Consider the following 25,111-nt stretch of genomic DNA (forward strand, 5'->3'; position numbering starts at 1 on the left):
CATTCTGTTGGCTCAAACGGAGTCGGATGGTCGACCGGCCGGCGCGCGTCGTAGCCCAGTTCTACGGCCAAGCCGGCCGGTCGATCAGCCGGCCCGTTTCAGCCAACCCGAAGGGCCGGGCATCTTTCCGTCAGGGCAAAGGCGATCGGCTCGGACGTACCAAGGGGTATGCCCGTCGCCAATCGCCTTTGCCCTGACGAAAACCTGCTCCGGCAGAATGCTTCAAGCTAACCCGGAAAGGCTCTAAGGCCTGCCGAGAGGCGGTCCGGGCGTTCTTTGCCCGGGCCGCCTTCAGCATTTGCAAGGAAAAACACATGAATTCCTTTGTTTCCACCACGGCGATCGAGGCAGAGCCGCAAACGGCGACCGAAGAGGTGGTGAGGCTTACCGGTGTGAAGCGGCGGTTCGGAGCCACTGCAGCCCTCGACGGCGTTTCGCTGACGGTGCAGAGAGGCGAGATCCTCGGCATCATCGGCCGCAGCGGCGCCGGCAAATCGACGCTGATCCGCTGCCTGAACGGCCTGGAACGCGCCGATAGCGGCGAGATCCTCATCGAAGGCCGAGATATCACCGGACTTTCAGAACAGGAATTACAGCCGCTGCGGCGCCGCATCGGCATGATCTTCCAGCATTTCAATCTGCTTTCTGCCAAAACCGTCGAAGAAAACGTCGCGCTGCCTCTGAAGATCGAGGGTCTTGCAAAGAGCGAGCGCCTGAAACGGGCGCACGAGCTGCTCGAACTCGTCGGCCTTGCCGACAAAGCGAAGGCTTATCCCGTATCGCTATCCGGCGGCCAGAAACAACGCGTCGGCATTGCCCGGGCGCTGGCGGCACGCCCGGCACTGCTGTTGTCCGACGAGGCGACATCGGCGCTCGATCCGGAAACGACCCGGTCGATCCTGGCATTGCTGAAGGACATCAACCGTAAGCTCGGACTGACCATTCTGCTCATCACCCACGAGATGGAAGTGGTACGCGGCATTGCCGATCGCGTCGCGGTCATCGATGCCGGGCGGATCGTCGAGGAAGGGCAGGTCTGGTCGGTCTTCGCCAATCCGCAGGCTGAAATCACCGGGAGCCTGCTTGGCGGTATCCGCCCGCAGCTTCCTGAGCATATCGCCGGCCGGCTGTCGGCGACGGCGGGCAGCGAAGCGATCCTCAGCGTCGATCTCGCCGGGCCACAGGCGCAGGGCGCGCTATTTGCCGAACTCTCGGCAGCATTGCCGCATTCCTTCCGCCTCGTCCATGGCGGCATCGACCATATCCAGAACCAGCCGGTGGCGCGGTTCTTCATCGCCGTTCCCGCGCGCGACCCCGCGCTTGCCGGAAAAGTCGAACAATTCCTGACGGCCCGGTCCGCCCGGGTGGAGGTGCTTGGTTATGACACCGATCATGCTTGAACTGCTTATTCGCTCCCTTTGGGAGACGGTCCTGATGACCCTCGCCTCGGGATTGATCTCGCTCGTCGCCGGCCTGCCGCTCGGCCTTGCTCTGGTCGCGACAGCGCGCGGCGGCATCGCCGAAAACCTCTGGATCAATCGCATGCTCGGGTCAGTCATCAACGGTTTCCGCTCGGTGCCTTTCATCATCCTGCTGGTGGCGCTGATCCCGCTGACGCGGCTGATCGTCGGCACCGCGCTCGGCACCTGGGCGGCCATCGTGCCGCTCGCCATCGCTGCAACGCCCTACTACGCCCGCATCGCCGAAGTATCGCTGCGCGAGGTCGACCGCGGGCTGATCGACGCCGTGCGCGCCATGGGCGGCAACCGCTGGACGATCATCCGCGAGGTGCTGGTGCCTGAAGCGCTGCCGGGCATCGTCGCCGGTTTCACCGTCACGCTGGTAACGCTGATCGGCGCCTCGGCCATGGCCGGCGCGATCGGCGCCGGCGGCCTCGGCGACCTCGCCATCCGCTATGGCTATCAACGTTTTGAAACCAGTGTGATGATCGCGGTGGTGGCCGTCCTCATCGTGCTCGTCTGCGGTATCCAGTGGCTTGGCGACCGGCTGGTCGCCAGGTTGGACCACCGATAAGTCAGCGCCGGAACTGGGCAGCGGGATGAGCGGCGGGCAACCTGCCGTTCCCGCCGCCGAAAAGCTTCTGCCGCAAGGGTCCTGCAGCATAGTCCGCCTTGAAGACGCCGCGCTCCTGCAGCACCGGGACGACCAAGTCGACAAAATCGCGCAGGCTTTCCGGCGCCACTGTCCGCGCCAGATTGAAGCCGTCGATGCCACCCTCGTCGATCCATGCCGTGAGATGATCGGCGATCTGTTCCGGCGAACCCACTATCGGCTTCATCCGGCTGCCGAGCACCATCTGGTCGATGATGTTACGCAGCGTCACCGGCTTTGGCGCCTGTTTCGTGATGGCCGCAAGCGCCGACTGATTGGCGTTGGTCGAGCTCTGGTCGATGACGTCGTCCAATCCATACTTCGAAAAGTCGATGCCTGTCGAAGCGGAGTAATGCGCAAGCGAAGCCTCAACGCTCGCATGGCGGCGATAGTCCTCCAGTCTGTCCCGTGCTTCCTTCTCCGTCCGCCCGACGACGACGGTGATCAGGCTCAGGATCTTCAATGCGTCGGCGCCGCGGCCGAATTCCTTCGCCTTGGCCCGCAGCGCATCGATGGTCGGCTTGGCCGCCTTGGGATTCGGGCCGGCAATGAAGACGCATTCGGCGTGACGTGCGGCGAAATCCTGCCCGCGTGCGGAGGCGCCGGCCTGGAAGAGCAGGGGCGTGCGCTGCGGCGAGGGCTCGGAAAGATGGATGCCTTCCATCCGGTAATATTTGCCGTCGTGACGGACAGAGCGCACTTTGGAGGGATCAGCATAGACGCCTCCCGCCTTGTCATGCAGCACCGCATCGTCGTCCCAACTCCCTTCCCAGAGCTTGTAGAGAATTTCGAGATATTCTTCGGCTGCGTCGTAACGCGCATCATGTTCCGGCAGCTTGTCGAAACCCATGCTGCGAGCCGCACTATCGAGATAACCGGTGACGATGTTCCAGCCGATCCGTCCCTTGGTCAGGTGGTCGAGCGTCGACAAGCGCCGCGCCAGCAGGAAGGGTGGCTCATAGGTCGTGTTGACGGTCACGCCGAAACCCAGATGTTTGGTGACATAGGCCATCGCCGAAATCGGGATCATCGGATCATTGACCGGGATCTGCGCGCCCGTCTCGATCACCGGCGACGGGCTACCCCTGTAGACATCGTAGACACCGACGATGTCGGCCAGGAAAATGCCGTCCAGCTTGCCGCGTTCGGCGGTCTTGGCAAACTCCGTCCAGTAGTCGAGATCGGTATAGTGCGCTGAGCGGTCGCGCGGATGCGTCCACAGACCGTGGTTGATGTGCCCGACACAGTTCATGTCGAAGGCATAGATCTGCATTGTCTTCATTAGGCGGGTCCCAAAGTCGGCAATAGAAATCAAGGATTTGCCGCATTAATTATCCAAAAGCATGATGCCGAAAAGTGTGAGCGGTTTTCGGACGACATCATGCTCTAACTATATAATGTAGAACAGGATTCAGATTTTGGGCCAGCTTCGGCCTAAAATCGTCCTGTTCGGGCTCTATCGCACGATGAGCCTGTGAAATGGTAGGGTGGGGATGAAAAAAGCCGGAGGAACCACATGACGAAGAAGACGCTGTCGGATTGGGCGGAGCTTGCGCAAAAGGAGCTGCGCACCTCGCCCGAAACGCTGACCTGGCAGACGCCGGAAGGCATTGCCGTCAAGCCGCTCTATACGGCCGAGGATCTCGACGGCGCCGGGCACCTTGGTTCGCTTCCTGGTTTTTCGCCTTTCACCCGCGGCCCGCGCGCGACGATGTATGCCGGCCGGCCTTGGACGATCCGCCAATATGCCGGCTTCTCGACGGCAGAGGAATCGAACGCCTTTTATCGCCGCAATCTCGCCGCCGGCCAAAAGGGCCTGTCGGTCGCCTTCGATCTTGCCACCCACCGTGGTTATGACAGCGACCATCCGCGCGTCGAGGGCGATGTCGGCAAGGCGGGCGTGGCAATCGACAGCGTCGAAGACATGAAGATCCTGTTCGACGGCATTCCGCTCGGCGAAATGTCGGTGTCGATGACCATGAACGGCGCCGTCATCCCGATCCTTGCCTCCTTCATCGTGGCCGGCGAGGAGCAGGGCGTTCCACGGACCGAGCTCTCGGGGACCATCCAAAACGACATCCTCAAGGAATTCATGGTCCGCAACACCTATATCTATCCGCCCGAACCATCGATGCGGATCGTTGCCGACATCATCGAATATACGGCCAAGGAGATGCCGAAATTCAACTCGATCTCGATCTCCGGCTATCACATGCAGGAAGCCGGCGCGACGCTGGTGCAGGAACTTGCCTTCACGCTGGCCGACGGTCGCGAATATGTCAGGGCGGCGATCGCCAAGGGCCTCAATGTCGATGATTTCGCCGGCAGGCTCTCCTTCTTCTTTGCGATCGGCATGAACTTCTTCATGGAGGCGGCCAAGCTTCGCGCCGCCCGGCTGCTCTGGACCCGCATCATGGAGGAGTTCGAGCCGAAGAAGGCTTCCTCGCTGATGCTGCGCACCCATTGCCAGACCTCCGGCGTCTCGCTGCAGGAACAGGATCCCTATAACAACATCATCCGCACCGCTTTCGAGGCCATGTCGGCCGTGCTCGGCGGCACGCAGTCGCTGCATACCAACTCCTTCGACGAGGCAATCGCGCTGCCGACGGAATTTTCCGCCCGCATCGCCCGCAACACGCAGTTGATCCTGAGCCACGAAACCGGCGTCACCAAGGTGGTCGATCCGCTGGCGGGCTCCTATTACGTCGAGAGCCTGACGAAGGAGCTTTCTGACAAAGCCTGGGCGTTGATCGAGGAGGTGGAAGCACTCGGCGGCATGACGAAGGCCGTCAATGACGGCCTGCCGAAACGGCTGATCGAGGAAGCGGCCGCACGCCGCCAGGCAGCCGTCGACAAGGGCGAAGAGGTCATCGTCGGCGTCAACCGCTACCGGCTCGACAACGAGCAGCCGATCGACATTCTGGAGATCGACAATAGCGCGGTGCGCAAAGCGCAGATCAGACGCATCGAGGAAACCAAGCGGCGGCGCGATGGCGGAGCCGTGCGCGAGACCCTGGCGGCCCTGGCGGAGATCGCACAGAGCGGCGAGGGCAACCTGCTGGAAGCTGCCATCGCGGCGGCGCGGGCCCGCGCCACCGTCGGCGAGATATCGGATGTCATGCGCGATGCCTTCGGCGATCATGCCGCAACCCCTGTGGTGATCAAGGGCGTCTATGGCCAAGCGTATGAAAATGAGCCCGAGCTCGCCGTGCTCAAGACTCGCATGACGGAGGTGACGGAAGCCATGGGGCACCGGCCGAAGATCATGGTCGCCAAGCTCGGTCAGGACGGACACGACCGAGGCGCCAAGGTGATCGCCTCGGCCTTCGGCGATATCGGCTTCGACGTGCTCGCCGGTCCCCTGTTCCAGACACCGGAGGAAGCTGCCGGTGTCGCGCTCAGCGAAAAGGTCAACGTCGTCGGCGTCTCGTCGCTGGCGGCCGGCCACAGGACGCTGCTACCGCAACTGATCGACAGGCTGAGGGAACAGGGCGGTGGCGATATCATCGTCGTCTGCGGCGGCGTCATCCCGCGGCAGGACTATGAATTCCTGCATGAACACGGCGTTGCAGCCGTATTCGGCCCGGGGACAAACGTTCTCGAGGCGGCAAACTCCGTCCTCGATCTGCTGCAGGGCAGGCGGCGAAACCAGTAGTTTAGAGCAGTCCGCGCTTTGCCAGATTGCTCATCAGCGCCGAAATGCCGAAGGTCCAGGGCGGGCATTCGGTGGAAAGGCGCACGGTGTTGACGAGGGCGCCGAGGCCTGCCGAGGAAATCTCGACGACATCGCCGATCTTGTGGGTGAAGCCTTGCTTCGGCGCGTCGCGGTCCTGCGTCGGCGCAAACAGCGTGCCGAGGAAAAGCATGAAACCGTCAGGATATTGATGATGGGCGCCGACCGTCTGCTTGACGAGATCGGTCGGGTCGCGGCTGATCTGTGACATCGAACTCTTGCCATGCAGCACGAAACCGTCCTGGCCGGTGACTTTTAGGTCGAGTTCGGCCTTGCGTACGTCATCCAGGCTGTAATCGGCTTCGAACAGGCGGATGAAAGGACCGATCGAGCAGGAGGCGTTGTTATCCTTGGCCTTGCCGAGCAACAGTGCCGAGCGGCCCTCGACGTCGCGCAGATTGACGTCGTTGCCGAGCGTCGCGCCCTTGATTTCGCCGCGGCTATTGACCGCGAGCACGACTTCCGGCTCGGGATTGTTCCAGGTCGAGATCGGATGCAGGCCGACATCGGCACCCCAGCCGACGGAGGAGAGCACCGGCGCCTTGGTGAAGACTTCGGCATCAGGCCCGATGCCCACCTCGAGATATTGCGACCACATGCCCTCGTCGATCAATGCCTGCTTGACCTTGGCGGCCTCCGGCGAACCGGCCTTCAGATTGGTGAGGCTGCCGCCGATCAGCGTGCTAACACGCTCGCGGATCGATGCGGCGCGTTCCGGACTGCCGGCGGCCTTCTCCTCAATGACGCGCTCGATCATCGACTGCGCAAAGGTAACGCCGCAGGCCTTGACTGCCTGCAGGTCGACGGGCGCAAGGAGATAAGGGCGCGTTTGATCCGGAGCTCCGGTACTGTTAGCGGCGATGTCCGCCAGCGAGCCGATCGCCTTGCCACTTGCGGCACGGACGAAGGCGGCGGCATCCTGCAGCTCGAGCAGGGCGCTCAGCGTCGGCGCCTCGCGCGACGTGATGTCGACCAGCATACCCTCGCGTAACATCACAATGCTCGGTCCCTGCACTTCGGGATTCCAGATGCGACCGACAAAAAGACCATCCGAAGCGGCGACATCGAGCAGAGGTTGAGACATGGTGATCTTCCGTCACAGGCGAGCGGGGAGCGCTCTTCAAAACATTGCGGGGTGTTGCCGCCCTCCAGCCCGGCGGCAGCCGAAATCGATCACATTCACGGAGAAGGGGCAAGATGCGTCGGGGAAAAAGACTTTCGCCTGATCGGCTCGGGCGGCTGACTTCCTCGGAAATCCAATTGCAAAAGCTCACAAAATAACTATTTAGATACAAAATAACTGTTATATTTCAGATATTTAAATACAGGCTGTGACGATTTTGCCCTTCATCTCGCCTTGACAGGAGCCGGCTTTCGTTATCTGTTTTGCCCAACATGGAGGAGGCTGGCATCAGCCGGCCACACGAAAATCCCAGGAGGATATTGCAGCGATGTTGAGATTTGCCGTCGTCGGAATCGACCATGGGCACACGTTCGATCACGTGAAGGGATTGCTGGCCGCAGGTGGCGAGTTCGTCGGCTATTGCCCGCAGACCTCGGTGCCGGCGTTGCGCGAGGCCTTCGAGAAGACCTATCCTGACGCGCCGCAGATCGACAGGCAAAAGCTGTTCGACGATCCGTCGATCGATGTCATCTGCATTTCCGCGATTCCGCGTGATCGTGCCGGGCTTGCCATCCGCGCAATGAGGTCGGGCAAGGATGTGATGACCGACAAGCCGGGCGTGACGACCTTCGCCCAACTCGAGGACGTCAGGCGTACCGTTGCCGAGACCGGCAAGATCTTCTCGATCTGCTTTTCCGAGCGCCACTGCGTCCGCTCCGCCGTCAAGGCCGGCAAGCTCGTCGCTGAAGGCGCGATCGGCAAGGTGATCCAGACGCTCGGCGTCGGTCCACACCGGCTGCAACTGCCGACCCGGCCGGACTGGTTCTTCGATCCCGAAGCCTTCGGCGGCATCATCGTCGATATCGCTTCGCACCAGGTCGACCAGTTCCTGTTTTATACCGGCTCGACCACAGGCGAGGTCATCGCAAGCTCGATCGGCAATTTCGGCATGCCCGACAAGCCCGCTTTCGAGGATTTCGGCGAGGTGCTTCTGCGCTCCGACAAGGCGGCGGGCTATGTGCGAGTCGACTGGTTCACGCCGGAGGCGCTGCCGACCTGGGGTGACGGGCGCCTGACCATCCTCGGCACCGAAGGCTACATCGAACTGCGCAAATATATCGATATCGCCGGCCGGCCGGGCAAGGATCACCTCTTCCTGGTCAACGGCAAGGAAATGACCCATATCGATTGCAGTGGCGAAAAACTCGACTATTTCGACGCTTTCACCGCCGACGTCGGCAACCGCACACAGACGGCGATGACCCAGGATCACGTTTTTGAAGTCTGCCGTCTTTCGCTCGAAGCCCAGGCGAAAGCCGCGCGCATCGGCGCTCGCTGAGGAGGAAATCATGACCAGGAAATTGCGCGTCGGCGTCATCGGCGCAGGCATCGCTGCGCGGCATCTGGCCGGCTTCGGTTGGAACAAGGAGCTTTTCGAAGTTCCCGTGCTCTGCTCGCTCGATGAGGAGCGCGGCAGAGCGCTGTGCGAGGAGTTCGGCATTGCCGAATACACGCAGGATGCGGATTCGCTGTTTGCCCGCGACGATCTCGACATCATCGACATTTCGACGCCGCCGAGTTCGCATTTCGAACTGTGCCGCAAAGGTATCGAGTCAGGCAAGCACGTGATCTGCGAGAAGCCGCTCTTCGGCTCGATCGCCGAGGTCGACGAGATGGGGCGCATCCTTGCCCGCTTCCCCAGCAAGAAGCTGATGCCGATCTTCCAGTATCGCTATGGTTCCGGCCTGCAGAAGCTGAAGCTGCTGATCGAACGTGGCCTAGCCGGCAAGCCGTTCCTGACCACGATCGAAACCCATTGGTGGCGCGGGCCGGATTATTATGCCGTGCCGTGGCGCGGCAAATGGGCGAGCGAACTCGGCGGTGGCCTTCTCGGCCACGCCATCCACGCCCATGACATGCTGAACTATGTGCATGGCCCCTGCGCCGAGGTGTTTTCCTATGGGGCGACGCTGGTCAATCCGATCGAGGTCGAGGATACGGCAGCCCTTTCGGTGAAGATGCAGAATGGCTCGCTGGCGACGCTGTCGATGACGCTGGGTTCGCGCAAGGAGATCTCGCGGTTGCGCTTCTGCTTCAACGACCTCGTCGCCGAAAGCATCATCGAACCCTACACGATGGGCCGTGATCCGTGGACGTTCGTCGCCGGGACAGAGGAACATCAGGCGCGGATCGACGAAGTGCTCGCCGCCCATGTGCCTGGCGAGGATGGCTACACCCGTCAGTTCGAGCTCTTCCATAAGGCGATCGTCGAAGACACCGACCCACCGGTGACGCTGCAGGATGCCCGCAATTCGCTGGAACTGGTAACGGCCGCTTATTTCTCGCAGCGAACCGGACAACCGACGCCGATGCCGATCGCCGCCGATCATCCGCTCTATCGCTCCTGGCTTCCGGCAGGGGAATGGCGGGCTGCGGCCACGGTCTGAACCGGGAAGGGCTCTCCGATGCTGAAATCCTTCGAGCATGTCGGCATGACGGTCGGCGACATGGACCGCACCGTCGATTTCTACTGTGGCCTGCTCGGCCTCAGCCTCGTGCTGCGCAAGACGATGGCGAATGGCATGCAGGTCGCGTTCCTCGATGCAGGCGGCGGCATGCTGGAGGTCTTTGCGCCGCCCGGCGGCGCTTCCAGGGCGGTCGACGTGCCTGAAGATACGGCCGGCGTCCGGCACCTCACCTTCTATTTCGACAATGTCGACGAGGCCTTCGCCCGCCTTGAACAGGCGGGCGTCGAGATCAAGGAGCCGCCGCGCTTCGCCGTCCACTCCGAGATGCTGAACAAGATCGCCTTCGTTCGCGATCCCGACGGCATCATCGTCGAGCTTGCCGAACGCTCTCAGAGCCGCCAGGGCTGACACAGGTGCTGCCGATCGCTTCGCTGCGGGCGGTCAGACCGTCCCGCAGCAGATCGATCAGGCGCCGGATGAGTTTTGCCGCCATGCAAGACTCTCCTCAGCTCGCCAGCTTGGCGCTGATATAGTTGCGCCAGCCGCCAAGCGCGGTGATTTCATCGGCACCTTTCACCGCATGGGCCTCGCAGACGAAGCCGGAGACGCTGGAACCGTCTTCGAGCGTGAGCTTACCGATGCCGAGCGGTGCCGGAATCTTCTGGACGAACCTGCCGAAAGCATCGGCCGGCAGTGCCCAGACCTCGACCTCCAGCCCCTGACCCTTATGGCCGGGTTCGCGCAGCAGTCCCGGTTTCGGCGGCGTGGTATTGGGCAGAACGAAGAGGCGATAATCGCCGGCCGTGCGGCAGGTCTTGACCAGACGCCCGCCGGAGCCTGCCAATTCGTGATTGAGCGGCATGCCGGTCAGATGCGCACCAACGACCGCGATTTCGATGAAACCGTCATCGCCAGGCGCAATGCGGCTCGCTTCCGGTATTGCCGCCTGCCGGTCGATGCCCATGCCGGAACCTGCTGCGCGATGCAGCGCATCGGCAAGTGGTGCCAGCGCATCGTCGGTGAAGGCAGGCGCGATGACGGTGACGCCGCCCGGCAAGCCGCCCTTGCCGAAGCCGGCCGGAACGGCGATCGCCGCGCAATCGAGCAGGTTGACGAAATTGGTGTAGCGACCGAGGCGGCCGTTGAGCACGACGGGATTGGCCAGCATGTCGGCGACCGTGTAGGTGGTGGGCGCGGTCGGCAGCAGAAGCACGTCCGCCTTTTCCCATTCGGCTTCGGTCTTGCGGCGCAGCTCCTCCAGCCGGTATCGGCCGTTAAAGGCCTCGACCGCGGTCTTGCCCTTGGCGCCTTCGATAATCCCTCTGACCGTCGGGTCGAAATCGGCGGCGTTGGTGGCGAGGAAGGTTTCGACCGCCGCCAGACGTTCGGCGACCCACGGCCCGTCATAGAGAAGGGCGGCCGCCTCGCGGAATGGCGCGTAATCGAAAGGCACGATGGTGGCGCCGAGCCCTCTGGCCCGCTCGATCGTCTGGTCGTAGAGCGCCTCCACCTCCTTGTCGCCGAAGAACTCCCGCTCGGCGTCAGTCAGGACGCCGATGCGCAAGCCCGACACAGGCAGGTTCGCCGGCTTGGCGCGACGCGAGAACGGATCGGCGGCATCGAAGCCTTCGGCGACCTTGCGGATCGCAACACCGTCGCCGACGGTCGCAGCAAAGATCGTGATGCAATCGACGCTCTTGCAGGCCGGTATGGCGCCGGTATTCGGCAGGAGACCCGGCGTCGGCTTGATGCCGACCAGATTGTTGAAGGCAGCCGGCACCCGGCCGGAACCCGCCGTATCGGTGCCGAGTGCGAAGGCCGCCAGGCCTGAAGCAACCGTGACTGATGATCCGGAACTCGATCCGCCGGAGATATAGGCCGCATCGAATACCGAACGCGGCGCGCCATAGGGCGAGCGCGTGCCGTTGAGGCCGGTCGCGAACTGGTCGAGATTGGTCTTGCCGATGATGATGGCGCCGGCCGCCTTCAACCGGGCAACGACGGTGGAGTCCGCTTCCGGCCGATACGCATAGGCCGGGCAGGCGGCAGTCGTCGGCAGGCCGGCGGCATCGATATTGTCTTTGACAGCGAAGGGAACGCCCCAGAGCGGCAGGCTGTTTGCCTCAGGCGCGCGTGCCATCAGCGCTCTCGCGGCAGCGCGCAGCTCGTCATCCGGCACCGGCGTGATGAAGATTGCCGGATCTTTCGAGGCGGCACGCCGCGCGATCACCTCTTCGAGGGCGTCGAGCGGCGTCAGGCCGGATTGATAGGCGGCGCGAAGGCTTGAGAGATCGAGGATGGTCGGCAGCATGTCAGCATTCCTCCAGAACGACGATGATATCGCCGGCTTTGACGTTTCTTCCCGGCCCGGCGCGCAGGTCGCGGACGCGGCCTGCCGCATGGGCGGTGACGTTGATTTCCATTTTCATCGATTCGATGATGGCGAGTGTATCGCCGGCCGCAACCGAGGCGCCCGGCTCGACCAGCAATTTCCAGATATTGCCGGGCACGGCGCTGGCAACACCGAAGCAGCCGTCGGGAATATCCCCATCCGGGCTTTCGCCCGTGCCTTCATCAGTGACGAAGCTGTCCAGCCCGGCTTCCTTCCAACGCCGGCGTTCGGCATCGAAGGCGGCCTGCTGTGTCGCTTTGAAGCGGCCGATCGAGGCCGAATTCGCCTGCAATTCTTTCTCATAGGCGGCATAGGAGAATTCCGTCTCCTCGATCCTGATCGGATAGCCCCCATGCGGAAAGGCGTCGCGCGCCTCCGTCAATTCCTGGTTACTAACAGGGAAGAAACGGATCTGGTCAAAGAAGTTCAGCAGCCAGGGTTTGCCCCTGGCAAAGGCGGGTGTCTCCCGCCAGGTGTTCCAGACCTGGATGGTGCGGCCGAAGAGCTGGTAGCCGCCCGGTCCTTCCATGCCGTAGATGCACATATAGGCGCCGCCGATGCCGACGGCATTCTCCGGCGTCCAGGTGCGGGCGGGATTATACTTCGTCGTGACCAGGCGATGGCGCGGATCAACAGGGGTCGCAACCGGCGCGCCGAGATAAACATCGCCGAGACCGAGCACCAGGTAGCTGGCATCAAAGACGATATCGCGGACGGCCTGTTCGTCGGGAAGACCGTTGATGCGGCGGATGAACTCGATGTTCGATGGGCACCAGGGTGCGTTCGGGCGAACGAGTTCCTGATATTTGCGCATCGCAAGCTCCGCATCCGGATCGCTCCAGGAAAGCGGCAGATGCACGATGCGGCTGGGCACCGTGACCTCCTGTGCCGCCGGCAGCGTCGCCTCGATCTCGGAGAGCAGCCCCAGCAGGCGCTTTCGCGTCAGCTGCGTGCCGTCATAATGGATCTGCAGCGAACGGATGCCGGGGGTAAGGTCGACGATGCCCGGAAGGCGAGCCTCGACAACGGCCTGCATCAGCAGATGCACCCGCAGTCGGAGCGCGATATCAAGCGTCATCGGCCCGTATTCGACGAGCAGGTTGTCGTCGCCTTGGCGGCGATAGACGACCGAAACCGGTCCGTCCTCGCTGGTGCCGACGATCGGCGAACCCGTCTCTTCCGCAACCCGCCGCACCGCTGGACCAGCGACCGGGTCTTCCGGCCGCGCCATGGCATGAAAACGGATGCGGTCGCCGGGCTTGAACTGACCCATCTTCCACTGCTCGTCGCGGGCAATCACCGCCGGGCAGACGAAGCCGCCAAGGCTCGGGCCGTCAGGGCCGAGGATGATCGGCATGTCGCCGGTGAAATCGATCGCCCCGATCGCATAGGCATTGTCGTGCAGGTTGGAAGGGTGCAGCCCCGCCTCGCCGCCGTCGCTACGTGCCCATTGCGGGGCCGGGCCGATCAGGCGCACACCGGTGCGGGCGCTGTTGAAATGCACCTCGTAAGCCGTCGAAAACAGCGTTTCGATATCGCCATCCTCGAAAAAATCAGGCGCGCCGTGCGGGCCGTAGACGACGCCGACATCCCATTCGCGCGTCAAGGTGGCCGGCTCCGTTGCGGGCGTCGCCGGTTCAGCCGGTACTTGGCGGGCAAAGTGCAGCACATGCCCTGTCTTCAGGGTGCCGGTGGCGTTGCCGCCGAATTGGCCAAGGCCGAAGGTCGCGCGCGAGCCGAGCACAACGGGAGCGGCAAAACCACCGGCGACCGCGAGGTAGGCGCGCTGCCCCGGTCCTTCGATCGTACCGATCGACAGAACCTGACCGGCACGGATCAATACCGGGGTGTCATGCGGCAATCTTGCGCCGTCGCATGTCATAGGCATCCGGGCGCCGGCAAGCGCGATCGTCTGGTCGGCATAGAACCGCAATGTCGGACCGGAAACGGTCAGTTCCAGCGCAGCCGTCGCATCGTCATTGCCGACCAGCCGGTTGGCATGGCGGAAGGAGCGTTCGTCCATCGGACCACTCGGCGGCACACCGACATGCCAGAGGCCGAGCCGGCCCGGCAGTTCCTGCATGCTCGACTGGGCGCCGGGCGCGAGAACCTCAACGACATCGGGAACGAAGGCGAAGTCGCGTAGAGCCGTCGTTGCCACCTTGGCGCTGGCCAGCAATTCGGAAGCGGCGATCGTTCTCAGATAATCGAGATTGGTATCGATGCCTGATATCGACGTTTCGGCGAGCGCTGTCTTCAGCTTCTCGATTGCCGCCGGCCGGTCTTCCGCCGCCACGATCAGCTTGGCAAGCATCGGGTCATAGAAGGGCGTGACCTCGGTTCCCGTCTCGATCCAGCCGTCGACGCGGGCACTTTCCGGAAAAATCACCTCGGTCAAAAGGCCGGCGCTCGGTCGGAAATCGGCATGCGGCATCTCGGCATAGATCCGCATCTCGATCGCCGCACCTTTCGGTGTCAGGCTTCTGGCGCCCGAGAGCACGTCTTCGCCGGCCGCCTGCCGGATCATCCATTCGACGAGATCGATACCGAAGACGGCTTCCGTGACGGGATGCTCGACCTGCAGGCGGGTATTAACCTCGAGGAAATAGAATTCCTCGCGCAGGGGATCATAGATAAATTCGACAGTGCCGGCCGATTCATAGGAGACCGAGCTTCCCAAATCGACCGCCGCCTTGTGCAGCCGCGCCCTTGTCTCCGCAGAAAGGCCCGGCGCAGGCGTCTCTTCGACGACCTTCTGGTTTCGGCGCTGCAGCGAGCAGTCGCGTTCGCCAAGCGCGATGACGCCGCCCTTGCCGTCGCCGAAGATCTGCACCTCGACATGGCGGGCTTCGGCAACGAAGCGCTCGATATAGACGCGCGCATCGCCGAAGCTGGCCCGCGCCGTCCGCTGCACGCTTTCGAAAGAGGCCTTGAGGCTTGCCGCATCGGCGCAGAGCTGCATGCCGATGCCGCCGCCGCCGGCCGTGCTTTTCAGCATGATGGGATAACCGACGGTCTCTGCGGCAGAAAGCGCCTCGTCGACGCTCTGTAAGAGATCGGTGCCGGGCAGCAGCGGCACGCCGCTCGCCTTTGCCAGTTCGCGCGCCGTGTGCTTCAGGCCGAAGGCCGACAGATGTTCCGGCCGTGGGCCGATGAAGGCGATACCCTCGGCGGCGAGCCGCTCGGCAAAGCCGATATTCTCGGACAGGAACCCGTAGCCCGGATGTACGGCCTGGGCTCCCGTCGCCTTGCAGGCGGCGATGACGGCATCGACGTTGAGATAGCTTTCGGCAGCGGGCGCCGGTCCGAGGCGGATGGCCTCGTCGGCGGTCAGCGCCGGCATCGAGAACCGGTCGGCATCGGAATAGACGGCGACCGAGGCGATGCCCATCCTCTTCAATGTCCGGATAACCCGGACGGCGATTTCGCCGCGATTGGCGATAAGGACCTTGGTGAACATCGATCAGTCCTCGCCGTCCCAAATCAGCACCCGGATCGGCGTCGGATCGAAGCCGTTGCAGGGATTGTTGATCTGCGGGCAATTGGAGATGACGCAGAGCACGTCCATTTCCGCCACCAGCTCGACATAGTCGCCGGGCGCGGAAATGCCGTCGACGATGGTCATCTCGCCATTCGGCTTGATCGGCACGTTCATGAAGAAATTGATGTTCGGCACGATGTCGCGCTTGCTCATGCCGTGTTTGGTCACTTCGATCACGAAGTTGTCGCGGCAGGCATGCAGGTATTTGGTGCCGTGGCCAAAGCGCACCGTGTTGCTCTCGCAGGAGCAGGCGCCGGCGGATGTATCGTGCCGGCCGCAGCTGTCGGCCGTCATGACCAGCATGACATTGCCTTCGTTCGAGATGATCTTCGTGCCGGTGCCGATATAGGCGCCACCCTGCGCCCGCATCGTATCCTGGTTGGAATAACGCTCGGCAAAGTCGTCGGCACGATAAAACAGCGTGTCGATCGCCTGCTGGCCGTAACTATCCTCGATGCGGATGGTCTGGCCCTTGCGCACGATGCCGGACCATGGCGCTTCGGCCGGGATGAAATGATCCTGCACGGCGTTTTCGAGGCTGTGCGAAGCTGAAGTCTTGATGAAATCGGTCATCGTCATTCTCCTCAGGCCAGCATCGAGGCGTTGTTCTCGAAGCCGCGAAGGGCTTCGGCGGTTGCCGTGTGCGAGAGGTCGTCGGCTGCGGGCGCGGCTGCGTGAAAGCGCGTGACGATGACCGGCTTCGGCGCATAGACCGGATCGGGATCGAGCGGATGCGGGCAATTGGAGAAGCCGACGATCATGTCCATCTCGGCGCGCAGCTCGGCATAGTCGCCGCTGTTGGAGAGCTTGCCGCGCCAGTGGAAGCCGCCGTCATCGTCGACGCGGACGGGAGCGAAAAGATTGAGAATCGCAGGAATGTCGCGTCGTTCGAGACCAAGCTTGCCGGCGACGAGCACGAGATTGTCGCGGGTGTTGCGGGTCCTCGCGCCAGGATATTTTGCGGCGTTCGAAGCTGCCGTCGAGCCGCCCATCAGGCAGTCATGGGCGCCGGAACTATCCTCGATCAGCGAAAACATCACCCGGCCCATATCCGAGAAGATGACGCGGCCCTTGCCGAGGCCGGTCGTCCACTGCACCTTGACCGTATCGACGAGATTGAGCCGTTCACTCGTGTCGGCAGCGTTCCAGGCAACCAGCGCCACGGTCGATCCGCCCTCGCCCTGGTCGATGCGGAGAGCCTCGCCGCGCTTCAGCGCGGTCGACCAGTACCAGCCGCCGGGGATGGTTTCCTGATGGATGATCGCGGCAGCATCGACGGCAGGGGCGGGAAGGGGGCTCGGCGCCGGCAGGGCCTTCGGGGCAAATTCCAGCCCCTTCTTCTGATGTTCCTCGTAGCGCTGCCGGTTGGCAGCGATCTCCTCGGGCGAACGTCTGACATGCATCATGGTTTTTCTCCTGACGGACTGGAAGCCGGGTCGTCCCGGCGAAGGCCCAGAGAAATGACCGGGCCGTCCCGGTCGGGGCTGAAGATGGAGGGCGCGCCGGCAAGCCTGGGCGGCCAGATCGAAATATCCTTGGTGATCGTCGCGCCGTAGCGCTCCTTTTCCTCCGGGCGGTCACGCTTGCGCTCAAAAGCGACGACGCGCGTCGCCAGCGTGAAGGCCTCGCGCATGTCGTGCGTCACCATGACGACGGTCATCTGTGTTTCGTGCCAGAGCCGCTTCATCAAGGTGTGGATCTCGGCGCGGATGCCGGGATCGAGTGCGCCGAAGGGCTCGTCGAGCAGCAGCACCTTCGGCTTCATGATCAGGGCCTGCGCCAGCGCCAGGCGCTGCTGCATGCCGCCTGATAGTTGTGCTGGATATTTGTCCTCGGCGCCGGAAAGGCCGACTTCGGCAATCAGCCGCCGGGCTTCGTCGATGGCGCTGCGGCGGGCGGCGCCGAAAAGCTTGGCCTTGTAGCGGGACGCCGAGAGTTCCCGTCCGAGCAGCACATTTCCGAGTACGGTCAGATGCGGGAAGACGGAGTAGCGTTGGAAGACGACGCCGCGATCCGGCCCCGGCTCCTGCGGCAGGGCTCGCCCGTCGAGCAGGATCGTTCCTCGCGTCGGCCGCTCCTGGCCGAGCAGCATACGCAGGAACGTCGACTTGCCGCAGCCGGATGGGCCGACGAGAGCGACGAAGGCGCGCGAAGCGACCGTCAGCGACACGTCTTCGAGGACGATCTGGTCGCCATACTCTTTCCAGACCCTTTCGATCACCAGCTCGCTCATGCCTGCTTCTCCAGCTCAGACCAGGGGAAGACAGCAATGCGAATGCGATCGAGGATATAATTCATGATCACGGCGAGCAGCGTGATCCAGACGACATAGGGAAAGATGATGTCCATCGAGAGATAACGGCGGACGAGGAAGATGCGGTAGCCGAGGCCGGAATCCGACGAGATCGCCTCGGCCGCGATCAGGAACAGCCAGGCCGGACCGAGCTGAAGCCTGAGGCAGGTGATCAGCCGCGGCAGGATCTGCGGCAGCACGACGCGAAGGCCGATCTGCCAGGAAGAGCCGCCGAGCGTTTCAGCCTTGACGATCTGCTCGCGCGGTAGTTCCAGCGCCTTCAGCGCAAGGTCGCGGATCATCGTCGGCGCAACGCCGATGACGATAAGCGCGATCTTCGAGGCTTCGCCAAGCCCCATGACGATGAAGAGGATCGGCAGCAGCGCCAGCGGCGGCACCATCGAGATGACGGCGACGAAGGGCGAGAGCAGGGCTCTCAGATAGGGCAACATGCCGATCAGCATGCCGATGACGAGCGCGGTAAGCGTCGAGATGCCGAGGCCGGCAAACAGCCGGACCAGGCTCGCCCCGGTATCGGACCAGAGCAGATATTGTCCGGTGCGCGGATCGGCGATGAAGGCAAAGCGGTCGATCGCATCGGCAAAACCGGCAAGACCGGGCAGCAGCTTGTCGTTGGCGTTTTCCGCCAGCCGTGCTGCCGAGCCGAACGTGTAGGCAACGATCAGCAGCACGAAGGGCAGCAGCGTCAAGGCAAGCAGCGCGCCCCGGCTCGGCCTCGTGTTGATCCAGCGCATGAGGAAAGCTCCGCTGATGAAGAGTGGGCGGCGCGGTCAGGACCGCACCGCTGCTTTGACATCGCTCAGAGCGAACCGTCGGCGGCTGCCTTCATGTAGGTCTCGGTGAAGCGCAGCTTGACGTTGCCGCTATCGCCGAGGACCTTGCCATCCGGCATTTCGATGCCGATGACGTCAGCAGACGGCGCACCATTGCCGAGCAGGCCCTTCTCGAACAGGAAGTTGCGGACGAGATCCATCGTTTTCGGCAGGCCGTCCGAGGCTGTGAAGGCAACGGCATCGACCGGCTTGTCGAACAGCTTGGTGACGGCAAGCTGGGACTCGTAGCCCTTGAGATCGGTGCCCGATGCCTGGCCCATCGCCTCGCGGGCGGCCTTGCCGTCGGCGCTGTCGGCGGTCAGCAGCGCCGCAGTTTCATACCAGATGCCGGCGAGCGCCTTGCCGAAATTCGGATTGTCCTTCAGCACGCCTGTGTTGGCGACCATCAGGTCGATGATCTCGCCCGGCACCTGCGAGCTGTCGAAGACCTTCTTGGCCGTGGGATCTTCGAGAATGGTCGAGACCAGCGGATTCCAGGTGACGACGGCGGTGACATCTGCCGTCTTGTAGGCGGCAACCATATCGGCGTCGGAGGTGTTGACCACCTTGACGTCGCGCTCGGTCAGCTTGATGCTTTCGAGCGCGCGGGCCAGCAGATAATGCGAGACGGAAAATTCGACGAGATTGACGTTCTGCCCCTTGATGTCGGCAAGGCTCGCCTTGTCCTTCAGGATGACCGCATCATTGCCGTTCGAGAAGTCGCCGACGATGACGGCTGTCGTATCGACGCCGCCGGCGGCCGGGATCGACAGGCCGTCCATATTGGTGAGCGTCACGGCGTCGAAGGCGCCGGCCGTGTACTGGTTCATCGATTCGACGTAGTCGTTGAACTGGGTGACCTCGATCTTGATGCCGTATTTGTCGGCCCATTTCTTGACGATGCCGTGATCAGCAGCATAACCCCAGGGCATCCAGCCGACATAGATCGACCAGGCGACCTTGAAATCGGTCTTCTGTTCGGCCTTGGCGATGGAGCCGAGCCCGAGCGCCAGGGACGCCGTCAGTGCGGTCATCGATAGAATCTTCGAAAAAGTCTGCATTGAAATTCCCCTTTTGCTTTTCTTCAAAAGGGATCGGCAATGACCATCGTGCCGCCAATCCCTTGGCTTACGAGGTCTCCCGGGCTTTTGTCCCGCCGTGCACCCGGCAGGATGTCTCCCCTGCCGGTGGCAGCTCTCGGACCAGCCACGTCTTGCGACGCCGGAACCCTAGCCACCAACTCTGCAACTATCGAAGCAAAGTGCGTGCCAAATTATAAATCATTGATTTTATTGAGAGTGAGATGGCATCAATTCCCTGGCAAATGCAATAGTGCATGCACTTGCACAGAAAATGTGCGCATTCTGCCGCCACCTTAGGCGTTGGTTTTTTTGCCCAGTGAAAAAGCAGCAGGCACACCACGCAGAACGCCGCGTTGCAACTCTATCTGAGCTAGTTCCGGAAGGCCCCGGCCGGGACCGTCGTCACCAGCCGGATATCACGGCGGAAGTCCGACGGCGACATGCCGGCGATATGGCGGAAGGATTTGTTGAAGGCGCTGATCGAGCCGAAGCCGCTGTCCATCGCCACCTGCAGCACGTTGGCGCCCTCGCTCATCAGCATCGCCTGGGCGCGCGACAGCCGCAGCAGCGTCACGTATTTGCTGAGCGTCATGCCGGTCGATCGCTTGAACAGGTTCATCGCATATTTCGGATGTAGGTCGGCGGCGCGGGCGATATCGACCGAATCGATGTCATGCAGGAAATTGGCGGCGATGAAATCACACATGCGCGCCACGCTGCGCGAGGAATGCGGGTGCGGGTGATCGCCTTCGAGACTGATGACGGCCTGCGACGTCATCGAATAGGGTTCGAGCGCGATCCGTTCGATGCGCAGCAGCAGCTCGTCTACAGCATGCTGGGCCTTGGCGGCATCGCCGGAGTTGGCGTAGCGGAACCAGCGGGTGAAGTTTTCGTTGTCGGCGGCATCCGTTGCCGAGGTCAGTAGCGTCTCACCCTTCATAAGCCGGCTGGAAACGCTGATCGGCAGGCGCAGCCGAAAGAAATAGACGAGCGGCAGATGGGCGCCGGCATAGAGCGAATCGTCTGAGGATTCGTCCATCTGATGCGGCTGACCACCCCAGAAGAGGCACATTTCGCCGGCGTTCAGCCGGAATTCGTGATCGCTCATCCGGTAGTGCACGGTGCCGCGCATCACGTAGTTGACTTCGACCTGCGCGTGCCAGTGTGGCATGGCCATAACAGGCGGATGGGCATGAAACATCTGCAGCGCTGTCGGCAAACCCTCGATGCTGCTCGCGCCGGGCTGATAGATTGCACGTGTGCCGACCTTACTTTCCGCCAAATTCATGTTCCCTTTTTAGGAGACACCCGCTCCCTTACAGATAGTCTAACCGGGTTCGTGAAAGATCGGCAATTGAAAAGGGAGGATTTTCAATGCGCTTCAAATTTCTCGCTGCGACCGCAGCTGTCGCAGTGCTTGCTTCCGGCTCCGCATACGCGCAGTCGGCCAATCTCACCATCTGGAGCTGGAATGTCGCCGCGTCGGCATTGAAGTCCACGCTTCCAGGCTTCAACAAACAGTTTCCCGATATCAAGATCACCGTCGAGGATCTTGGCAACAGTCAGGTCTTCGATAAGACGCTGGCTGCCTGCGCCGCTGGCGGCGACGGCTTGCCCGACATCGTCACCATCGAAAACTTCGAGGCCGAGATCTTCTGGAGCCGTTTCCCGGATTGCTTCGCCAATCTGAAGGAGCTCGGTTACACGGCCGACATTCAGGCGAAATTCCCTGAATTCAAGCGCACCGAGCTTGAGGTCGGCGACGTCGCCTATGCCATGCCGTGGGATTCCGGCCCTGTCGCCGTCTTCTATCGCCGCGATTTCTACGAAAAGGCCGGCGTCGACCCGAGCACGATCAATACCTGGGACGACTTTATTGCCGCCGGCAAGAAGATTTCCGCCGCCAACCCCGGCACCGTGATGGCGCAGGCGGACTTCAATGGCGACAGCGAATGGTTTCGCATGATCGCCAATGAACAGGGCTGCGGCTATTACTCGGCCGACGGCCAGAATATCACCATCAACCAGCCGGCCTGCGTTTCCTCACTGCAAAAGGTGAAGGAAATGAAGGATGCCGGCACGCTGACGGCGGCCAATTGGGACGAAAAGATCCAGGCCAATACCGCCGGCAAGGCCGCGAGCCAGCTGTATGGCGGTTGGTACGAGGGCACCGTCCGCTCGACCTCGCCCGATCTCAAGGGCAAGTGGGGCGTCTACAAAATGCCGAGCCTGACGGCCGATGGCCCGCATGCCGCCAATCTCGGCGGTTCGTCGCTCGCTATTTCGGCGACCTCCGCAAATAAGGAAGCCGCCTGGAAATTCGTCAACTACGCCCTCGGCACGAATGAGGGTCAGGTTACGATGCTGAAGGAATTCGGTCTGGTGCCATCGTTGCTCTCGGCCGTACAAGATCCCTTCGTCAACGAACCGCAGCCTTATTGGGGCGGTCAGAAGGTCTGGGCCGATATCCTGGCGACGCTGCCGAAGATCGTGCCGAGCCGCGGCACCGCCTTCCAGAGCGATGCCGAAGCCATCTTCAAGGCGACGCAGACGAAGTTCTTCTCCGGCGGCTATCCCGATGCGAAGGCGGCTCTTGACGATGCCGCCAACCAGATCGCTTCGGCGACCGGCCTTCCGATCGCGCAATGAATGACGATGCCGGGCGCTTCAGGCGCCCGGCTTTCCCCCGGCTTGCAAAGCGGCCGGTCATTCGTTTGTGAGGAGGAGGCTTGATGCCGTTCAGAACCCGGAGCGCTTATGCGTTCCTCGCCCCTTATCTGCTGATCTTTGCCACCTTCTGGGTCTGGCCGATCATCAATTCGTTCCTGATTTCCTTTCAGAACACCCGCATCAACCCGTGGAAATATAGTTTCCAGGCCAATTGGGGCCGGCTCTTCTACGACCCGGCCTTCTACAATGCCCTCTACAACACGCTGATCATCCTGGTGATCCAGGTGCCTGTCATGATCGCGCTTGCGACCGTTATGGCCGTCATGCTCAATTCGCCGCTGCTGAAAGCGCGGCCGCTCTTCCGCTTTGCCTTCTTTGCGCCTGTCGTCGTCGGCGAGGTCGCCTATGCCGCCGTCTTCCGGCTGATGTTCAGCCTCGATTTCGGCATCATCAACAAGCTGATCTCGGCCGTCGGTCTCAGCCCGGTCTCCTGGTTCGACAATGCCAATGCCGCCATGGCGCTGATCATCCTCGCCGTCACATGGCGCTGGGCAGGCTACAACGCCATCATCATTCTCGCCGGCCTGCAGTCGATTCCCGATGATGTCTACGAGGCGGCGACGCTCGACCGGGTGAGCAAGGTCCAGCAGTTCTTCCACATCACCCTGCCGCTCCTGAAACCGATCATCCTATTTTGCGTGGTGCTCTCGGTGATCGGCACCATGCAGCTCTTCACCGAGCCCTTCTTGATCACCAATCGCGGCGGTCCCGGCGGCGGCACCGAGACCCTCGGCCTGCTGCTTTATCGCCAGGGCTTCACCTCGCTGAACTTCGGCTATGCCTCGGCGATCGCCTATACGATGGCTGCCCTTGCCGTGTCGATCTCGCTTCTCAATCTCTGGGTCGGGAGGGATCCGAAATGAAATCCAAATCCCAATCGCTTCTGCTGCGCCAGATCGCGTTGCACGCTGCACTGGCGCCCCTTGCTCTCATCTGGTTGTTTCCGCTCTGGATGATGTTTGTCTTCTCGACCATGCCCGACAACGGCATCTTCAGCCCTGACATCGTGCTCTGGCCATCGACCAACTTCGTCGAGAATTTCAAAAACCTGCAGGCCGATACCGATTTCATCGGGGCAATGGTGATCTCCATCGGCGTGGCGCTGATCTATACAGTGCTCTCGGTACTGCTGACTTCGATGGCCGGCTGGGCACTGGCACGTTACCGTTTCGTCGGCCGCTCCGTCGTCATCGCCATCATTCTCGGCACGATCACGCTTCCCTTCTCCGTGGTCGTCATCCCGCAATTCATCATGGTGGCGCGCGAGTTCAAGCTGGCAAACACCTGGGTAGCTCTGATCGTGCCGCCGCTGTTCAATTCGCTCGGCGTGCTGTTCATGCGGCAATCCTTCTCGATGATGCCGGGCGAGCTCTTCGATGCGGCCCGGGTCGAGGGCGTCAAGGAATGGCAGATCTTCCTGCGCATCGCCTTGCCGCTGGCGCGCCCGACCATGGCGGCATTGGCGATCATTCTCTTCCTGCACTCGTGGAACAATTACCTCTGGCCGCTGCTGATCAATTCCAGACCGGGGATGATGACGGCGCCTGTGGCATTGGGAACGCTTATCGGCCTCACCAAGGTCTCCTGGGGCGGCATCATGGCCGGCGCGGTACTGCTGACGGCGCCGATCCTCGTCATCTTCGTGGCTCTTCAGCGCCATTTCATCGCCGGCATCGCGGCCGGCGCAATTAAATAATCGGGAGGCTGCATGGCAGAGCTTTCACTCAGCAACATCGTCAAGCGCTTCGGCGGCTTTGAGATCATCCACGGCGCCAATCTGGAGGTGAAGGACGGCGAATTCGTTGTCTTCGTCGGCCCCTCCGGCTGCGGCAAGTCCACGCTGCTCAGGATGATCGCCGGCCTCGAGGACATTACGTCAGGCGAGCTTCAGATTGGCGGCAGGGTCGTTAACGACGTCGAGCCGGCCGATCGCGGCATTGCCATGGTCTTCCAGTCCTATGCGCTCTATCCGCACCTGACCGTCGAGGAAAATTTGAGCTTCGGCCTACGCATGAACGGCAATCCGAAGGCCGACACCGAGCGGCGCGTGCGCCATGTCGCCGAGATCCTGCAGATCACTGAGTTGATGAAGCGCCGGCCGAAGCAGCTTTCTGGCGGCCAGCGCCAGCGTGTCGCGATCGGCCGCGCCATCGTCCGCGAACCACAGGTCTTCCTGTTCGACGAACCTTTGTCGAACCTCGATGCGGAACTGCGCGTGCAGATGCGCGTCGAAATCTCCAGGCTGCACAAACAGCTCGGCACGACGATGATCTACGTCACCCACGACCAGACGGAAGCGATGACGCTCGCCGACAGGATCGTCGTGCTGCGCGCCGGCAATATCGAGCAGATCGGCGCACCGCTCGACCTCTATGACGATCCCGCCAATCAGTTCGTCGCCGGCTTCGTCGGCTCGCCGAAGATGAATTTCCTCAAGGCCGTGGTGGTCGAGACGCAGCCGGGCAGGGCGGTGATCGCGCTGGAAAGTGACGCCAATACCCGTCTGACGCTGCCGGTCGCCGATCCCATCGAAGCCGGCGCAAAAGTGACGCTCGGCATCCGTCCCGAACATTTCGTCGATGCGGGCACCGGCGATGCCGACCTCACCGTCACCATCGACGTCGCCGAACATCTCGGCAATACAAGTTACATCTACGCCACCATTGGCCCCGAGCAACTGATCATCGAGCGGCCGGAATCGCGCGTCGCCGGCAATCGCGAAACGCTGACGGTCGGCCTTCCCGCCAACCGCACATTCCTTTTCGACGGCGCCGGTAAACGGCTTCGCTGAACCAAATCCCAGG

20 protein-coding genes, 1 pseudogene and 1 riboswitch are annotated in these 25,111 nt (G+C 62.3%); of the genes and pseudogenes, 10 read left to right on the plus strand and 11 right to left on the minus strand.

All coding sequences use genetic code 11. The features are described from left to right. Positions 1 to 314 precede the first annotated feature (314 nt). Both GR198_RS25330 and GR198_RS25335 read left to right on the plus strand, forming a co-directional pair. Entirely contained in the window at positions 315 to 1,400 is a 1,086-nt protein-coding gene (locus tag GR198_RS25330) for a methionine ABC transporter ATP-binding protein (RefSeq protein ID WP_164069743.1), read from the plus strand. After that, a complete protein-coding gene (locus GR198_RS25335) occupies positions 1,381 to 2,034 on the plus strand; it encodes a methionine ABC transporter permease (RefSeq protein ID WP_029874964.1) in 654 nt (217 codons plus the stop codon). Before GR198_RS25330 ends, GR198_RS25335 begins: the two co-directional genes overlap by 20 nt. A gap of 1 nt (position 2,035) precedes the next feature. On the opposite strand, the gene GR198_RS25340 is transcribed toward GR198_RS25335, so the two are convergent. Further along, positions 2,036 to 3,394: an LLM class flavin-dependent oxidoreductase gene (locus GR198_RS25340; protein WP_164069744.1), complete on the minus strand. Its 1,359-nt coding sequence runs from the start codon at positions 3,392 to 3,394 to the stop codon at positions 2,036 to 2,038. Between the two features lie 234 nt (positions 3,395 to 3,628). On the opposite strand from GR198_RS25340, the gene scpA reads away from it, so the two are divergent. Then, entirely contained in the window at positions 3,629 to 5,767 is a 2,139-nt protein-coding gene (scpA, locus tag GR198_RS25345; RefSeq protein ID WP_164069745.1) for a methylmalonyl-CoA mutase, read from the plus strand. A gap of 1 nt (position 5,768) precedes the next feature. Here scpA and GR198_RS25350 read toward each other — a convergent pair whose 3' ends face one another. Then, complete coding sequence (locus GR198_RS25350) at positions 5,769 to 6,929, minus strand: fumarylacetoacetate hydrolase family protein (RefSeq protein WP_164047267.1); 1,161 nt, start codon at positions 6,927 to 6,929, stop codon at positions 5,769 to 5,771. 367 nt (positions 6,930 to 7,296) lie between these two features. On the opposite strand from GR198_RS25350, the gene GR198_RS25355 reads away from it, so the two are divergent. The 3 genes from GR198_RS25355 to GR198_RS25365 are packed head-to-tail and all read left to right on the plus strand — an operon-like array spanning position 7,297 to position 9,844. Beyond that, positions 7,297 to 8,307 carry a Gfo/Idh/MocA family protein gene (locus GR198_RS25355; RefSeq protein ID WP_003549180.1) on the plus strand — a complete coding sequence of 337 codons (1,011 nt, stop codon included), beginning with the start codon at positions 7,297 to 7,299 and terminating at the stop codon, positions 8,305 to 8,307. A 10-nt stretch (positions 8,308 to 8,317) separates the two neighbouring features. Then, positions 8,318 to 9,415, plus strand: coding sequence for a Gfo/Idh/MocA family protein (locus GR198_RS25360; RefSeq protein WP_164047269.1), 1,098 nt, complete (start codon positions 8,318 to 8,320; stop codon positions 9,413 to 9,415). A gap of 18 nt (positions 9,416 to 9,433) precedes the next feature. After that, on the plus strand, positions 9,434 to 9,844 hold the full coding sequence (locus tag GR198_RS25365; protein WP_128407582.1) for a VOC family protein: 411 nt from the start codon (positions 9,434 to 9,436) through the stop codon (positions 9,842 to 9,844). 97 nt (positions 9,845 to 9,941) lie between these two features. Here GR198_RS25365 and atzF read toward each other — a convergent pair whose 3' ends face one another. The 9 genes and pseudogenes from atzF to GR198_RS25405 form a co-directional block, all read right to left on the minus strand. Further along, complete coding sequence (gene atzF, locus GR198_RS25370) at positions 9,942 to 11,747, minus strand: allophanate hydrolase (protein WP_164069746.1); 1,806 nt, start codon at positions 11,745 to 11,747, stop codon at positions 9,942 to 9,944. A gap of 1 nt (position 11,748) precedes the next feature. Beyond that, a complete protein-coding gene (gene uca / locus GR198_RS25375) occupies positions 11,749 to 15,288 on the minus strand; it encodes an urea carboxylase (protein ID WP_164069747.1) in 3,540 nt (1,179 codons plus the stop codon). 3 nt (positions 15,289 to 15,291) lie between these two features. Then, complete coding sequence (locus GR198_RS25380) at positions 15,292 to 15,942, minus strand: urea amidolyase associated protein UAAP2 (RefSeq protein ID WP_164024627.1); 651 nt, start codon at positions 15,940 to 15,942, stop codon at positions 15,292 to 15,294. An 11-nt stretch (positions 15,943 to 15,953) separates the two neighbouring features. Beyond that, positions 15,954 to 16,775: an urea amidolyase associated protein UAAP1 gene (locus GR198_RS25385; RefSeq protein WP_164069748.1), complete on the minus strand. Its 822-nt coding sequence runs from the start codon at positions 16,773 to 16,775 to the stop codon at positions 15,954 to 15,956. Continuing rightward, on the minus strand, positions 16,772 to 17,602 hold the full coding sequence (locus tag GR198_RS25390; protein WP_029874953.1) for an ABC transporter ATP-binding protein: 831 nt from the start codon (positions 17,600 to 17,602) through the stop codon (positions 16,772 to 16,774). The genes GR198_RS25385 and GR198_RS25390 overlap by 4 nt, the downstream gene beginning before the upstream one ends. Then, complete coding sequence (locus tag GR198_RS25395) at positions 17,599 to 18,417, minus strand: ABC transporter permease (RefSeq protein WP_164069749.1); 819 nt, start codon at positions 18,415 to 18,417, stop codon at positions 17,599 to 17,601. The genes GR198_RS25390 and GR198_RS25395 overlap by 4 nt, the downstream gene beginning before the upstream one ends. A gap of 65 nt (positions 18,418 to 18,482) precedes the next feature. Continuing rightward, complete coding sequence (locus GR198_RS25400) at positions 18,483 to 19,556, minus strand: putative urea ABC transporter substrate-binding protein (RefSeq protein ID WP_164024623.1); 1,074 nt, start codon at positions 19,554 to 19,556, stop codon at positions 18,483 to 18,485. Positions 19,557 to 19,630: 74 nt separating this feature from the next. Beyond that, positions 19,631 to 19,739: riboswitch (guanidine-I (ykkC/yxkD leader) on the minus strand. A 45-nt stretch (positions 19,740 to 19,784) separates the two neighbouring features. Further along, a pseudogene (locus GR198_RS36375) lies at positions 19,785 to 19,910 on the minus strand (hypothetical protein); the annotation flags it as partial. 37 nt (positions 19,911 to 19,947) lie between these two features. Next, complete coding sequence (locus GR198_RS25405; RefSeq protein ID WP_025398518.1) at positions 19,948 to 20,865, minus strand: helix-turn-helix domain-containing protein; 918 nt, start codon at positions 20,863 to 20,865, stop codon at positions 19,948 to 19,950. 86 nt (positions 20,866 to 20,951) lie between these two features. Between GR198_RS25405 and GR198_RS25410 the strand changes: the two genes are divergently transcribed. The 4 genes from GR198_RS25410 to GR198_RS25425 all read left to right on the plus strand — a co-directional run bounded on the left by GR198_RS25410 (position 20,952) and on the right by GR198_RS25425 (position 25,098). Beyond that, positions 20,952 to 22,226, plus strand: a complete 1,275-nt coding sequence (locus GR198_RS25410; protein WP_164069750.1) for an extracellular solute-binding protein — start codon at positions 20,952 to 20,954, stop codon at positions 22,224 to 22,226. Between the two features lie 83 nt (positions 22,227 to 22,309). Further along, positions 22,310 to 23,170 carry a carbohydrate ABC transporter permease gene (locus GR198_RS25415; RefSeq protein ID WP_011649801.1) on the plus strand — a complete coding sequence of 287 codons (861 nt, stop codon included), beginning with the start codon at positions 22,310 to 22,312 and terminating at the stop codon, positions 23,168 to 23,170. Beyond that, the gene (locus GR198_RS25420; protein WP_011649800.1) at positions 23,167 to 24,003 is read left to right on the plus strand and encodes a carbohydrate ABC transporter permease; all 837 of its coding nucleotides are present in this window, start codon (positions 23,167 to 23,169) and stop codon (positions 24,001 to 24,003) included. The genes GR198_RS25415 and GR198_RS25420 overlap by 4 nt, the downstream gene beginning before the upstream one ends. Positions 24,004 to 24,015: 12 nt before the next feature. Further along, a complete protein-coding gene (locus tag GR198_RS25425) occupies positions 24,016 to 25,098 on the plus strand; it encodes an ABC transporter ATP-binding protein (protein WP_062941848.1) in 1,083 nt (360 codons plus the stop codon). The last annotated feature ends 13 nt before the right edge of the window (positions 25,099 to 25,111 follow it).

The organism is Rhizobium leguminosarum, from assembly GCF_010668065.1.
Classification (GTDB): Bacteria; Pseudomonadota; Alphaproteobacteria; order Rhizobiales; family Rhizobiaceae; genus Rhizobium; species Rhizobium leguminosarum_S.

Coding starts and splice junctions, on each gene's coding strand:
- atzF (WP_164069746.1), bottom strand. CDS start 11,747: ATGCTGCCGACCATCCTCGATCTCTCAAGCCTTCGCGCCGCCTATCAA.
- GR198_RS25330 (WP_164069743.1), top strand. CDS start 315: ATGAATTCCTTTGTTTCCACCACGGCGATCGAGGCAGAGCCGCAAACG.
- GR198_RS25405 (WP_025398518.1), bottom strand. CDS start 20,865: ATGAATTTGGCGGAAAGTAAGGTCGGCACACGTGCAATCTATCAGCCC.
- scpA (WP_164069745.1), top strand. CDS start 3,629: ATGACGAAGAAGACGCTGTCGGATTGGGCGGAGCTTGCGCAAAAGGAG.
- GR198_RS25385 (WP_164069748.1), bottom strand. CDS start 16,775: ATGATGCATGTCAGACGTTCGCCCGAGGAGATCGCTGCCAACCGGCAG.
- GR198_RS25340 (WP_164069744.1), bottom strand. CDS start 3,394: ATGAAGACAATGCAGATCTATGCCTTCGACATGAACTGTGTCGGGCAC.
- GR198_RS25410 (WP_164069750.1), top strand. CDS start 20,952: ATGCGCTTCAAATTTCTCGCTGCGACCGCAGCTGTCGCAGTGCTTGCT.
- GR198_RS25355 (WP_003549180.1), top strand. CDS start 7,297: ATGTTGAGATTTGCCGTCGTCGGAATCGACCATGGGCACACGTTCGAT.
- GR198_RS25395 (WP_164069749.1), bottom strand. CDS start 18,417: ATGCGCTGGATCAACACGAGGCCGAGCCGGGGCGCGCTGCTTGCCTTG.
- GR198_RS25380 (WP_164024627.1), bottom strand. CDS start 15,942: ATGACCGATTTCATCAAGACTTCAGCTTCGCACAGCCTCGAAAACGCC.
- GR198_RS25365 (WP_128407582.1), top strand. CDS start 9,434: ATGCTGAAATCCTTCGAGCATGTCGGCATGACGGTCGGCGACATGGAC.
- GR198_RS25350 (WP_164047267.1), bottom strand. CDS start 6,929: ATGTCTCAACCTCTGCTCGATGTCGCCGCTTCGGATGGTCTTTTTGTC.
- GR198_RS25420 (WP_011649800.1), top strand. CDS start 23,167: ATGAAATCCAAATCCCAATCGCTTCTGCTGCGCCAGATCGCGTTGCAC.
- GR198_RS25415 (WP_011649801.1), top strand. CDS start 22,310: ATGCCGTTCAGAACCCGGAGCGCTTATGCGTTCCTCGCCCCTTATCTG.
- GR198_RS25360 (WP_164047269.1), top strand. CDS start 8,318: ATGACCAGGAAATTGCGCGTCGGCGTCATCGGCGCAGGCATCGCTGCG.
- GR198_RS25425 (WP_062941848.1), top strand. CDS start 24,016: ATGGCAGAGCTTTCACTCAGCAACATCGTCAAGCGCTTCGGCGGCTTT.
- uca (WP_164069747.1), bottom strand. CDS start 15,288: ATGTTCACCAAGGTCCTTATCGCCAATCGCGGCGAAATCGCCGTCCGG.
- GR198_RS25335 (WP_029874964.1), top strand. CDS start 1,381: ATGACACCGATCATGCTTGAACTGCTTATTCGCTCCCTTTGGGAGACG.
- GR198_RS25400 (WP_164024623.1), bottom strand. CDS start 19,556: ATGCAGACTTTTTCGAAGATTCTATCGATGACCGCACTGACGGCGTCC.
- GR198_RS25390 (WP_029874953.1), bottom strand. CDS start 17,602: ATGAGCGAGCTGGTGATCGAAAGGGTCTGGAAAGAGTATGGCGACCAG.